At 51.5% G+C, this 13148-nt stretch carries 9 protein-coding genes; all 9 read left to right on the top strand.

What is annotated here, in order from left to right; all coding sequences use genetic code 11:
- Positions 1 to 10 precede the first annotated feature (10 nt).
- The gene (locus tag ACFMKP_RS01030) at positions 11 to 190 is read left to right on the top strand and encodes a hypothetical protein (protein ID WP_382288234.1); all 180 of its coding nucleotides are present in this window, start codon (positions 11 to 13) and stop codon (positions 188 to 190) included.
- Positions 174 to 1922, top strand: a complete 1749-nt coding sequence (locus ACFMKP_RS01035; protein ID WP_382288236.1) for a peptide ABC transporter substrate-binding protein — start codon at positions 174 to 176, stop codon at positions 1920 to 1922. The genes ACFMKP_RS01030 and ACFMKP_RS01035 overlap by 17 nt, the downstream gene beginning before the upstream one ends.
- 66 nt (positions 1923 to 1988) lie before the next feature.
- Positions 1989 to 2933, top strand: a complete 945-nt coding sequence (locus ACFMKP_RS01040) for a 2'-5' RNA ligase family protein (protein ID WP_382288239.1) — start codon at positions 1989 to 1991, stop codon at positions 2931 to 2933.
- A gap of 38 nt (positions 2934 to 2971) precedes the next feature.
- Positions 2972 to 4222: a Glu/Leu/Phe/Val dehydrogenase gene (locus ACFMKP_RS01045; protein ID WP_382288241.1), complete on the top strand. Its 1251-nt coding sequence runs from the start codon at positions 2972 to 2974 to the stop codon at positions 4220 to 4222.
- Between the two features lie 285 nt (positions 4223 to 4507).
- The gene (locus ACFMKP_RS01050; protein WP_382288243.1) at positions 4508 to 5290 is read left to right on the top strand and encodes a segregation and condensation protein A; all 783 of its coding nucleotides are present in this window, start codon (positions 4508 to 4510) and stop codon (positions 5288 to 5290) included.
- A gap of 378 nt (positions 5291 to 5668) precedes the next feature.
- Positions 5669 to 6973: an SPFH domain-containing protein gene (locus ACFMKP_RS01055; RefSeq protein WP_382288245.1), complete on the top strand. Its 1305-nt coding sequence runs from the start codon at positions 5669 to 5671 to the stop codon at positions 6971 to 6973.
- A 24-nt stretch (positions 6974 to 6997) separates the two neighbouring features.
- Positions 6998 to 7936: a carbohydrate kinase family protein gene (locus ACFMKP_RS01060; RefSeq protein WP_204754879.1), complete on the top strand. Its 939-nt coding sequence runs from the start codon at positions 6998 to 7000 to the stop codon at positions 7934 to 7936.
- A gap of 37 nt (positions 7937 to 7973) precedes the next feature.
- Entirely contained in the window at positions 7974 to 9212 is a 1239-nt protein-coding gene (locus ACFMKP_RS01065) for a response regulator (RefSeq protein WP_382288248.1), read from the top strand.
- Positions 9209 to 12694 (top strand): tetratricopeptide repeat protein, encoded by a 3486-nt coding sequence (locus ACFMKP_RS01070; RefSeq protein WP_382288250.1) that lies wholly within the window; start codon positions 9209 to 9211, stop codon positions 12692 to 12694. The genes ACFMKP_RS01065 and ACFMKP_RS01070 overlap by 4 nt, the downstream gene beginning before the upstream one ends.
- Positions 12695 to 13148 lie beyond the last annotated feature (454 nt).

Here is a 13148-nt window from a genome sequence, read left to right on the forward strand (position 1 = left end):
GAAACCCCATGTGTGGCCTAAATATGGCTTGGCTGCATTCGACAAAAATGGCTGGCTGCGCTACACTGCCTGTTGCTTAAAAGTGATCGAACGTTGCGGTTTGAATAAATTAGAGCGTCAACGATCGGCAAGTTTTTTGGGCTTGTACGATGGTTCGCCTTGGATTGATGCTGATGAAATTGCGTTTTAGCCTTGCGCTTTTGCTGTGTTTTAGTTTGGTTGGTTGTAGTGTTGAGGGTGGCGCACCAGTCGGTCAGCCAACGGTGCAGGTTCAAACTCCTCTGCCAACAACCAATCCCGCCACAAGCAATCTCTGGACATTGGGTCTGACTGAAGAACCAGTCGATCTCTATCCCTATAGTTATGCGTTTCGGGGCGCTGCGCCCTTGATTGAATTGCTCTACCCAGCTCCATTGACGGTGGTGAACGAAGCCTATACCACAACGGGAGTTTTGGAGCGTGTGCCATCATTTGAAAATGGCGATGTGCAATATATTACAACCACAGTTAATCTTGATTCGAATGGTGTGATTACCACGACCCAAACCGAAACGATTACCAGCGTGCGCCAGTTGACGGTGACCTATCGCTGGAATAAAAATCTGCAATGGGACGATGGCCAGCCATTAACCGCTGCTGATTCGGTCTTTGCTTATAAGTTGTTGCGTGGCAGCGCCTCGACCGCTCAATTGGCCACCCAAAGCGACCTAACCGCCGATTATGTGGCGCTTGACGAATATACGACACGCGCTTATTTGCCACCAGAGCGCGATGATCCGAATTATTTGATTACGGTTTGGACTCCGCTGCCAGCCCATCTTTTTGAAGGCGAACCAAGCGCTAAACAAGTGAGCGATCGCTTAGGCCAATCGCCGCTTGGCTATGGCCCGTATAAGCTCAAAGCTTGGACTGCTGGCACTCAATTGGAGTTTGTGCGCCGTGAAGGTCAAGCTGAACAATTGCCAAGCACAATCGTTGCCCGACTATACCCCGATATTGCCATGATGCGCGATGATGTGCTGAGCGGGCGGGTTGATGTGGCTTGGACTGAAGGCTCGTTGGAACAATTAGCGCCTGAGCTTAAAACCGACGTGCAATCCAAAACCTTGCAACTCTTGCAAGCACCCAACCCAATTTGGGAACATATTGATATGAACTTGGCGGTTGTGGCCTTGCAAGATATTCGCATGCGCCAAGCGATTGCCCATGGCTTCGACCGCGAGGCAATTAGCACGACCTTGTATGGCTCGCCCAAGGCCGTTTTGCATAGCTGGTTGGCTGCTGAATCATGGGCCTTTGATCCAACCACCGCCGTCAGCTATACCTTTGATCCCGCTTACTCGCGCGAATTGCTTGATCAGATGAATTATCTTGATACCAATAGCGATGGTTTGCGCGAGCGCCCTGATGGCTCGCCATTCCAATTAACCTTGACGACATCGACTCAAACCCCAATTCGCCAACGGCTGAGCGAGCAATTTGTTAGCGATATGCGAGCGATTGGGATTGATATAAAGATTGAAGCCTTGTCAACGACCGACCTGTATAGCCAGCAAGGGCCGTTGTTTGGTCGGCGTTTTGAGCTGGCCCTGTTTGGTTGGTTGCGCAGCGTCGATCCCGATGGCGCGGTGCTATGGAGTTGCGCTGCAATTCCCAATCAAATTAATGGTTACTCCGGCGATAACTTTACTGGCTGGTGTATGGATACTGCTGATAAGGCAATTCGTACCGCCACTAGTTCGCTTGATCCCGCAGTGCGTAAAGCAGCCTATAGCCAACAGCAGGAAATTTTTACCCGCGAATTGCCAGTGTTGCCAGTAATTACGCGCCAAACCACGGTGCTGCTTGCGCCCACCATTCGCGGTGTTCGGCCCCAGCCTTTGGCTCCAATTACTTGGAACTTGAGTGCTTGGCAACGCTAACGGCGTGAATTATGCTTAATCAATGGAACTGAACGAATGACAATCAACGTGGATTAAGCTAAATCTATGCGCTTATTAATTGGCATTGTGCTGTTAAACCTCGTCTGGTGTAGCTTCCGCCCCCAAGAACGCCAAATTCTCTGGGGGTGGTTTTTGCGTATTTGGCCCCGTTTGCGGCCAATTTTGGGCTGGTTTTTTATTTTCATTGGCATTTTGGGTGTCATTTTGCCCATTCTGCAAGGCTTGATTTTCTTGGTGCTTGGCTCGGCGCTGATTGGCCCACGCCATCGCTTGATTCGCTTGACGAGAGTGCTGTATAAACGTTTTTTACGCTGGCTGGCAACGCGGCGCAATCGGGTGCTCGCTTGGGTCGGACGCTTTGGCATCCGTTCGTTGCGCACCCTGAATCAGCAAATTCAACGCCTGAAGGATTATCGGGCGCGCTATTATCGTAAGCATCGATTAATTCGCTTGGCGATTGTGCCACCAGCAGCGGTTATCAGCGAGCTTAATCACTATCGACTGCGCTACGATCCAAGTTATCGCCATGGCTTGCCGCCGCATATTGTGTTGGTGCCAAGTAGCCTGCCGCTTGATCGCGGTGCATTTGAAGCGCAGATTGTGACAGCACTTCAGCAGTATCCTGCGTTTGAAGTGACGCTTGATCAGCTACAAATTGCTCCAATTCAGCATCGCTTGGTGGTTACGCCGAGCCAAGGCCAAGCAGCACTTGAACACCTTCAAGCCGTTTTGCCTACAACCAGGCCAATCGAACGCCGGCCATGGCCAGCACTGACGCTTGGCAAATTGCTGCAATACAGTAGTTTGGAAAGTGCCCAAGCGTGGGTGGCCGAAAGCTGGCAACCCCAAACATGGCAGGTAACTGAAGTCGTATTGTTTGAAGAACGTTTTGGCCACATGTGGCACGAAGTGCGGCGTTTTCGCCTAGCCCAAGCACCCATGAAGCAGACGGAGTATGTTAAGATAGATGATATTAACTATTCTCGCTAAAGCAATGCTGCTTATACTCACTGCCGAGGAGTTTTACGATGATTGAAACCACAATGGCAACCGCCCAGCGCCAATTTGATATTGCCGCTGAATTGCTGGACTTGGAACCGGAAGTTCGGGATTTGTTGCGCTCGCCCCGGCGTGAGTTGATCGTCCATTTTCCGGTCAAGTTGGATAACGGTCGGGTGCGCAATTTAACTGGCTATCGCGTGCACCACAATATTACTCGTGGCCCAACCCTTGGTGGCTTGCGCTTGCAATCGGCAGCGACGCTCGAAGAAATGCAAGCCCTCGCCATGTGGATGACTTGGAGTTGTGCAATTGTGCAAATTCCCTATGGCGGAGCCAAAGGGGCGATTGTTTGTGACCATCGCGAGCTAAGCAGCGGCGAATTAGAGCGGATTATTCGGCGTTATGTGACCGAAATTACCCCCTTGATTGGTGCTGAACGCGATGTGATGATGCCTGATCTCAACACCAACGAGCAAACCATGGCCTGGGTGATGGATACCTATTCCATGCATCATGGCTATACCATGCCCTCGGTGGCAACGGGCAAGCCGGTTCAAGTTGGTGGCTCGCAAGGCCATGGCCAAGGAACCGCCCGTGGTTTGTGCTATACCGTGCGTCAAGCAGCCAGCAAAATTGGCCTCGATTTGGCAGGCGCGCGGGTGGTGATGCAAGGTTCTGGCACAACTGGGCGCTTGGTCTTGCAATTTTTGGCTGAAATGGGCTGCCAGATTATCGCTGCTAGCGACGATAACACCGGCGTGGTTGCCGAAACTGAGGCTGGAATTGATGTTGCAGCGTTGATTGAGCATCGGCGCACAACCGATGGCGTGGCCAATTTGGCTGGCACAAAGCCAATTAGCCACAACGAATTGCTCGAATTGCCATGCGATATTCTGGTGCTGGCAGCAGGCCAAAATGACATTAGCGGGGCCAATGCAGGCCGCGTGCAAGCCAAAATTGTGGTTGAGCTGGCTAATGGCCCAATTACGCCAACTGGCGACTCGATTCTAGCCAACAAAAATATTATGGTTGTGCCCGATATTCTGGCCAACGCAGGCGGGATTGTCGTTTCGTACTTCGAATGGGTCCAAGGCTTGCAAGAGTTTTTCTGGACTGAGCGCGAGGTGCATGGCGAATTATCAACGACCATGGAACGCGCCTTTAACGAGGTCTTTACGGTTGCCCAAGAGCGCTTTGTGCCCTTGCGCACGGCAGCCTACTTGCTCGCCGTTGATCGGGTCGTGCGCGCGATGGCGATGCGTGGGATTTATCCGTAGTAGTTGGGGATTGGGGATCTTTCAAGGGTATGCTATAAAGTTCCCTCACCCCCCAGCCCCCTCTCCCGTGGCGCGGGCGAGGGGCTTTAACGGTGGTTTTCTCATAATTCGTGAGCATTCTACTGGTGCTCCCCCTCTCCCGCGTTCAGTAGGAGAGGGGGCTGGGGGGTGAGGGAATGCCACCAGTTTTCAAGCTACTCAACCATTAGATCTATGTTTTCTGTACTATCATGAGCGATAAGTAATGAATTCATCCTTCATCCCTCATCGCTCATCCTTACAACGATGCCATTAGCAAGCCACCACCCATATACGTTGCAACTGCCCGAATTTGCTGGCCCGTTGGATCTGCTGTTGCGCTTGATTGAGCGCGAAGAATTGGCGATCACGGCGATTTCGTTGGCGACGGTAGCCGACCAATATTTGGCTCATGTGCGGGCGATGAGCGACCCCGACCCGCTGACAGTTGCCGATTTTTTGGCTTTGGCAGCCCAATTATTGTTGATTAAATCGCGGGCTTTGTTGCCCCGCCGCGAGCCGCCGCCAGCCCCACCAGAAGAAGATGTAGCCGAACAATTGGCTCAACGCTTGCGCGAATATCAACAATTTAAGCAAGCTGCAAGCAAATTGCGCGAATGGGAAAGCGCTGGTTTGCGAGTTTGGGAACGAGTGGCACTACCGCCGCAGCCAGATTTGCCAGCACCTCAGTTGGCAGTGCATAAATTGAGCGCCTTAGTCAATGCTTTATCGCGCCGTTTAAGCCTGATTGAGCGCGAAACACCACCAATTCCTATTCCCAAAGCCAAAGTTATTACAATTGCCGAAATGGCCGAATTGATTGGCGAGCGTTTGCAACGCCAACGCTATGTGGCGTTTGATGATTTGCTGAGCCTTGCAACGACCCGTAGCGAAGTGATTGTTGCTCTGTGGACTGTTTTGGAGCTTGCCAAGCGCGAAATTATCAATGTTGAACAAGACGAACTGTTCGATTTGATCAATCTCTCGCGCGGCGCATGCTTCGGCGAACGGTTGACCGAAAGTATGCAGGACGAAGAGCATAGAACATAGAGCATAGAACATAGATAGAATCGAAGTCAGAAATCAAAAGTCAAAAGTCAAAAGTCAGAAGTCAAAAATCAAAAGCCAAAAGCCAATAGCCCTTCGTGCAATTCGTGTAATTCGTGGCTAACATGCTCTTCGTGCGCTTTGCGGTTTCATTTTTTAACGCAGAGGCGCAGAGAAATGAGGATGAAAATCAAAATTCAGAAATCAAAAACCAATAGCCAATAGCCCTTCGTGTCCCTTCGCGTTCTTCGCGGTTATTGACACCTGACCCCTCGCAATACCGCCTGCTTGCAAGCATCGTGTATAATAGGCCGCAGTACTTGTTAATGGTTTTTTGAGCCTTGCTGCTGGCTTGCGGCTTAACTGCATGGGAGGCCAACGATGAGCCGGTTATCGCCCTCTGTCCTCGTGATTATCCTGCTGGTAAGCTGTTTATTTATTTATATCGGGCCAGCTCAATCGCAAGCAAATCAAGGTCTGGTTGGGATCATTCTGCTCTTGATTGTCCTAATTGGGCTTTTTTTGGCGTTTAGTCGTGGCACGATTGCTCAACGCGAATCGGCGCGCAATATGCTAGGCACCTTAACTGGCATTGCGGCAGTTTCGTGTGCTGCCTTGCTTGGCCAACAAGCCTTGAATGGCAATTTGTTGGGGTTGATGTGTGCTCCGGTGTTGCTTGCTGGCGTGTATATGGTCTTTTTGGCCTTGACTGCGCGAATTGGCCAACACGTTGAAGAAGGCGAAGTGCTGCTGATTCAACGCCGCATGGATCATCAACATATTATTCGCCCGCCTGGCTTGCATTCGCCAATTGTGCCCGCCCTCGAAGTTGGGGTGGCGGTGATGCCAACCTACAATATTCAAACTGACGTTGAAGTTGATATGGTTGATACTGCGTCGCTGCATAAAGTCGATAAAATTATTGTCGATACCCAATCGCGCATTATTCAGCGCTTTCCCGATGAGGGCGAAAGCATGCCCGTGGAAATGCGTTATGAAGGCTTTTTGAAATTACCCTACAACTATCCCAACCGTGACCATATTTTTAAAGAAATTGCCGACCGCCGCAATATCGATGTAATGCAAGTGCGCATGAGTGCCGATTTTTGGATCGAAGCGATTCAATCGCAATTGCGCCGCGACGTTGAGGAAGATTTACGGGCAATTATCCACGATAACACTTTTTATAACCCCGAGAAACGCAGTTATGGCAAGCTTGGGCCTGCCGATATTTCTGCGCGCCGAGCTGAAATTGCTGCCCAATTAAAAAATCGCTTGCAAGAAAAAGTGCAGCAATGGGGCATCGAAGTGCTCGATATTGGGATTACCCAAGTTATCTTGAATGCTGATCGAATTAAGGCCTTTTATCGTACTATTACCGCTGATCTCGAAATTCAGGCCGCCAATCGCTTGGCTGAGCAAGAAATTAAGCGCACGATGGCTTTGGCCGATGCTGAAGCCTATCAACTCAAGAAATTGGCCGAAACCGAGCTGGAAATTCAACGCCAACGTAACGAAATAGAAAATGCCGCCAGCTTGCAAATGTTGCAAGATTGGATGAATACAATTATTGCCGATAATCCAGATATGAAACCTGATGATTTGAAACACTTGCTCACCTTGGCGCTCGATGAGCACGAAAAACGCAAGGTCTACCGCGAACACAATCTGATTGACCAAGAATAATGCTATAACAGGGAGTTGGCTGGCATGCAACATTTTGATACAGATTGGCGCGTGGTAGTTATTGGCGGGGCTGGGCTGGATATTAAAGGGCGCTTGCTTGAGCCAATGCTCGAAAAAACCTCAAATCCAGGGCGGCTGACGATTAGTGTTGGCGGTGTGGCCCGCAATATTGCCGAAAACATCGCTCGTTTGGGGGCGCATAGCAGCCTGATTGCCGCTGTGGGCAACGATGAATTTGGGCGCTTGATCATTCAGCAAACTGAAGATGCTGGGGTCGATACCGATGCCATGATGATTTTGGAAGATCAACATTCGGCGGCTTATTTGGCGCTGCTTGATCGCAATGGCTTGTTGTATACGGCGCTTGACGATAGCCACTGTGCTCGCGCCGTTACGCCAGAATATATTCAGGATAATATTCAGCTTTTGCGTTCAGCAGATGCAGTGTTTATTGATGCTAATTTATCGCGTGCTACCGCCGATGTGATTCTGCAAATCTGTGCCGAGGAAGATATTCCGGTCTGCTTCGAGCCAGTGGCCTATGGCTTGGCGGGCCGCTACCGCGATCGTTTGCGTGGCATGTATTTGATTACGCCCAACGAGCGTGAAGCCGAGGCCTTAACCGGCTTGCCAGTAACCTCGCCAGCAGAAGCGACCGCTGCGGCCAAAGAGTTGGTGCGGCTTGGCGTGGAAATTGCGATCATCACCTTGGCTCGCGAAGGCTTAGTCTATGCTACCGTCGATGGCCATGGCCATATTCCGACCTTGGTGCGCGATTTGGTCGATGCAACTGGAGCAGGCGATGCCTTGGCAGCGGCGGTTTTGTTTGGCCTGATGAACGAATTGCCCTTGGATGAGGCTGTGCGCTTGGGAGCAAGCGCCGCAGCGCTGACCGTTGCCTCGCCCGATACCGTGCGCCGCGACCTGAGCCTAGAGAGCTTGTACGCCCAGTTGTTAATCTGAGCCTAGCGTTTTTGCTAGGTGCTGCCTTGGGAACAGTATGCCTGAACGTATTCTCGTTGCTGACGATAATGAAGCGCTAAGCCAATTGCTCGAACTTATTTTAGTTGAGCATGGCTATGAGGTTACTCTGGCCAACGATGGCAGCGACCTGTTAGCCAAGGCCCAACTGCATATTCCCGATTTGATGATCGTTGATATTTTGATGCCCCGGATCGATGGTTACGAGGCGATTCGCCAATTGCGCAACGATACGCGGCTGGCGCATATTCCGATTATTGTTTTGACGGCGCGCACAGCAATTGAAGATGTGGTAACGGGCTTTGAATTGGGTGCTGATGATTATATCGTCAAGCCGTTTCAAATGCCCGAATTGCTGGCGCGGGTGCGTGCCCAATTGCTGCGGGCGACGCGGCGGCCAGTGCTCAATCCACTAACCGGCTTGCCTGGCAATATTTTAATCGAAGAAGAAGTGAACCATCGTTTGCGCCAAGGCCAAGCTTTTGCCCTGTTATACCTCGATTTGGATAATTTCAAGGCCTATAACGATAGCTATGGCTTTGCCCGTGGCGATTTGGTAATTAAGCTTTTGGCCACTATTTTGAGCGAAATCAAGGCCGAACACAACGACGAAGGCTTGTTTATTGGCCATATTGGTGGCGATGATTTTGCAATTATTACGCTTGCAGAGCAGGTTAATGCTCTCTGCGAAGATGTAATTCGACGCTTTGATCAACGGATTTTAACCTTGTACGACCCAAGTAACAGCAATAAACCGGTGCCAATCCAGACCCTTTCAGTTGGGGTGGTTTTGCATCGGGGCGATGTGCCACAAAGCTATCACGATCTCAGCCGAATTGCTGCCGAAATGAAACGGGTTGCCAAACAACAAACTGGCAGCGTATATGTGGTTGATCGGCGCTCAAACGCACAGAGCATTGAGCAAGATCGGCGCAAACGTGGCCCAACCATTGGCTTGCTGGCCCAAGATGCGAGCTTGATTGATATGCTAAGCGATTTGCTTCAGCAACAATCGTTATTTGTGGTTACCGCCGAAAGCGAGCTGATGCCAGATGCAATCGTGCTTGGCTATCGTGATCGCTTGCCGAAAGTACCTAAACATTGGCAAGGCTTGCCGCAAATTAGCCTCAAAATTGCTCAATCACACGATGAGCAACGCTTTGCCCAGCTTCAAATTCAGACCAATTTGAAGCCGACCATTCCTATTCACGAGTATCTTTCGTTGGCTTTGCACTTGGTGCGGCTGGAGGCTCGATGATCGGATGGATTTTCGTTCTGTTGTTATGCGGGCTTTTTGCCTATAACCTTTATCGAACTGGCCATGTGCAACGCTTGATTGCAATTCGCCAACGCCGCCAAACGCCGCGGCCTAGTGGTGCTATTGCTCCAACACTGCGTGCCCGCGATTTGCGTACCCAACGTTCTTGGGCGGTGCGCGTTCGTGATGAAGTCCAAGCTCGTGGCAGCATGGGCGTTGTTATTTTCTTCCTGATTCTTTTAGTTGCTTTTTTTGTTAGCTTGAATCTGTTGGGCTTTTTTGGCAGCCAGCCAGTTGCAAGCAGTCGGGCGCGCGTGATTCTCTCGCCATTTACCAATAATGCTGGCCAGCCCGCCCAAGAAGGTTTTGCTGCCGCCACCACGATGGCCCAAGCGTGGCAGGCGCGTTCAGCCAATTTGCAATTTGCGGTGCTCAAAACGCCAATTGCTGATGCCCAAAGTGCTTGGAGCTTGCCCGATCGCCCCCAATACGATGTGGTAATTTGGGGTTCAATTGTGGCTGGCGGCGATGCCAATAGCGCCAGCATCGAGCCGCAATTGCTTTGGACTCCGCGCCAACCTTTGCCGCACGATCGTGCTTTGGGCCTGCGCGAACGCCTGATTTTGCCGCTCGTTTATAGCTTGGCTGATCAGCCGTTTAATGCCCAAGCTCTGCTTGGCGAAATTTTGGTTGTGCTCGATCTCTATCAAGTTGGCGATTACGATCAAACGGTGCAAGCGATTAACAGTTTGCTCGATCGCTATGCTGTCGATGGGCCGTTGCGACCTGATTTGCTCTTGGGTATTCGGGGCTCGATTGCCGCCTTGCAAGAGCAATGGAGCCTTGCCGAAGGCGATTTTCGCCGCGCCTTAGAAACCGCTGATAAAGCAGAATACTGGAATAATCTTGGGGTTACATTGCTTGAGCAAGGCCGTTTTTCCGAGGCCACTCAAGCCTTCAATAATGCACAAGATCGACTTAAAGGCACCAATAGCGACCTTACCGCGCTGCATCTGAATCGTGGTATTTTGGCCTTGCGTGGCGTTGATCCAGCAGTAGCGGTCGGCGAATTGGCCTTGGCAGTCAAGCTTAATCCCAACGGCATTAGTAATAAATTGGCCTTGGTTGAGGCCCAATTGCAGGCCAATCAACTGGCCGAGGCGATCGAAACCATCAACAATCTCAATGGCTATGCTAGCGACGATCCGTTGGTACAATTGATGACCGCGCGGGTTCAGATGGCTCAATTGGTCAACAATGGTGATCAGCCGTTGTGGGAATTGGAGATTGTGCCGCCTTTAGCGCGCGAAACCTTGACGATTGTGCGCCAACGGCTCGATGCTGCGGTGATTACGCTTGAAACGATTTCGACCCAACAACGCCAAATTGCTGCCCGCGATGATGCTGCAGGCTTGCCGGAATCGGGGCGAGTGCACGAAGCTCATTCGCGCCAAGCCTTTGAATTGCTCAACCAAGTGCGCTATTGGCAAGCAGTAGCCATGACCGAAGAAGGCATTTCGGCTTCGGTTGAGCCAAAAGGCCGTTTGCGTGGCATGTGGGATGGCATGTTTGGCGATGATCCACCACTTGAGCTTGCCCAAGCAGTGATTGATCCACTCGCTAAAACCCAAGACCAGAATTATGCAATTTTGATTCAAGCAGGCCGCGTACACCGGATTTTGGGCGAGCCAAAAACTGCCATGGATTATTACACCCAAGCCACGACCTTGAACCCCAATCGTCCTGAGGGTTGGTATGGCTTGGCGATTACCCGTTTCAACACCGAAGGCCCAAGCCCGGAGCGCAATCAGGCGGTACGCGATTATTTGCAAAAAACCTTGGCTGCCGCGCCAAACTTCACGCCAGGCTATATTTTGGCTGCACGCTTGGAAACGCGCGATAAACAATGGGCCGCAGCCTTGCCCTATCTACAATGGATTGTGGCCAATCGCCCAGATAATCTTGGGGCACGGATTACGCTTGGTACAACCCAACGCGAGCTTGGAGCCTTGGCAGAGGCCGAAGTCACTTTATTGCCCTTGGCCAATGCCAACAACAGCATAGCCTTGGTCGAATTAGGCAAGGTTTACGCCCAAGCTGGCCAAGATCAGGCTGCTGAAGATATTTTCTTGCGGGCCTTGAATGTTGATGCTGGCAATGCCAGCGCTGCCTACGAAATTGGGCGTTTGCGCCAAAATCGTGGCGATTATGCTGGAGCCGAAAAAGCCTATCAAGTTGCGACCGAAATCAATACCGGCTATGTTGAAGCGCATTTGGCCTTGGGCCAGCTTTATGCTCGCTATCTCGACCAGCCAGATAATGCGGTCGCTGCCTATCAGCGGGCGATTGATGCTGGCGGCGAAGATCCGCGCAACTTCGAAGATATGGGCCGCGAATTTTTGGAGATTGGGCGGTATAGCGAGGCCGCCGATGCCTTGGAGCAATCGGTGCGCTTGAATCCGAATGTGCCTGAATCGCGCCATTATTTGGCCCAAGCTTACCTTGAGCAAGGTCGTTTTGAGGCTGCCCGCGAGCAAGAACGAGCAGCGATTGCCCGCGATGCTGATGGCGTGTATATCGAGGCTCAGCTTGGCATTGCCGAGAGTTTTCGCCGCGAACGCCGCTTCGACGAGGCCATTAGCGCCTATAACGAAATTCTGGATAACGATTCGACGATTATTCCTGCCTATATTGGTTTAGGCCGCACTGCCGCCGATCGCGGCGAATGGCAAGGAGCAATTGGCTACTACAATCAAGCCCTTGCCCGCGAGCCAAATAGCACGAATGCTCATTTTTGGCTTGGCCAAGCCTTGGTTGAGCAAGGATTCTACGAGCGGGCGCTTGATGAATTTAATCTTGTGCTCGCAACCGACCAGAATAATGTTGAGGCGTTGTTTGGAGCTGGGCGCGCCTATAGCAATATGGCGATTAATAATTATGCCTATGATCCAGATCAAGCTGCCAAATACGATGCTGAAGCGCGGCGCTTGCTTGATCGGGCCTTGAGCTATCGGCCCAACGATGGTCGCGCCTTATTTGAACGTGGCAAGCTCAACGAGCGCCAAAATCAACTAGCGGCAGCGATTAGCGACTATGGGCGGGCAGCGCAAATTGATACTCAAAATAGCGAAGCGCTCTATTTGCAAGGCAAACTCTATTTGAGCCAGAACAACCTGCAAGCAGCAGAAGAGGCGCTTGATCAATCAGTGCGGCGCAATCAAAATGACCCAATGGCCTTATATTGGCTTGGTCGAACCTATCGCGCTCAAAATCGCACCAACGATGCGATTAAGGCCTTTGAGCGAGCATTAGCGGCTAATGGCAATTTCCACGAAGCTCGCTATTATCAAGGCTTGACCGCCGAAGAATCCAACCAGCTTGATCTGGCGCGTGAGGCCTATAAGCTGATTAGCCAACAAGCCAGCCCCGATGATCGTTGGCGCTTGCAAGCAGAGGAACGGCTGCGCGATTTGGGGCAGTAAGACTGGCTATAGGCTATGGGCTATGGGAACCGCTAAGGACGCGAAGAGCGCGAAGTTTAGATTTTTTGGCCACGAATTGCACGAATTCCACGAATTAGCGTTATTTTGGCCACAGATTTCACAGATTTGGCCGAAAGGCTGTTGGCTGTTGGCTATGGGAACCGCGAAGGACGCGAAGAGCGCGAAGGGCTATTGGCTATATGTACTGGTAGATTGGATTGGCAATGAAGTGCATGCCCTCACCCCCAGCCCCTCTCCCACTGAACGCGAGCGAGGGGAGCGCTAATTCCGTGGTTCCCCTCGCCCGTCCCACGGGAGCTTTGCAGGCATGTCCATTGGAACGCTGCCAAGCCTAATTCTGTGCTTCCCCCTCGCCCGTCGGACGGGAGAGGGGGCTAGGGGGTGAGGGGATCAATTCCATAGTTAACGTAATGAACCAAAGCCAATCGCCCGT

This window comes from Herpetosiphon sp. NSE202 (assembly GCF_042688385.1).
In the GTDB taxonomy this organism is placed as follows: domain Bacteria; phylum Chloroflexota; class Chloroflexia; order Chloroflexales; family Herpetosiphonaceae; genus Herpetosiphon.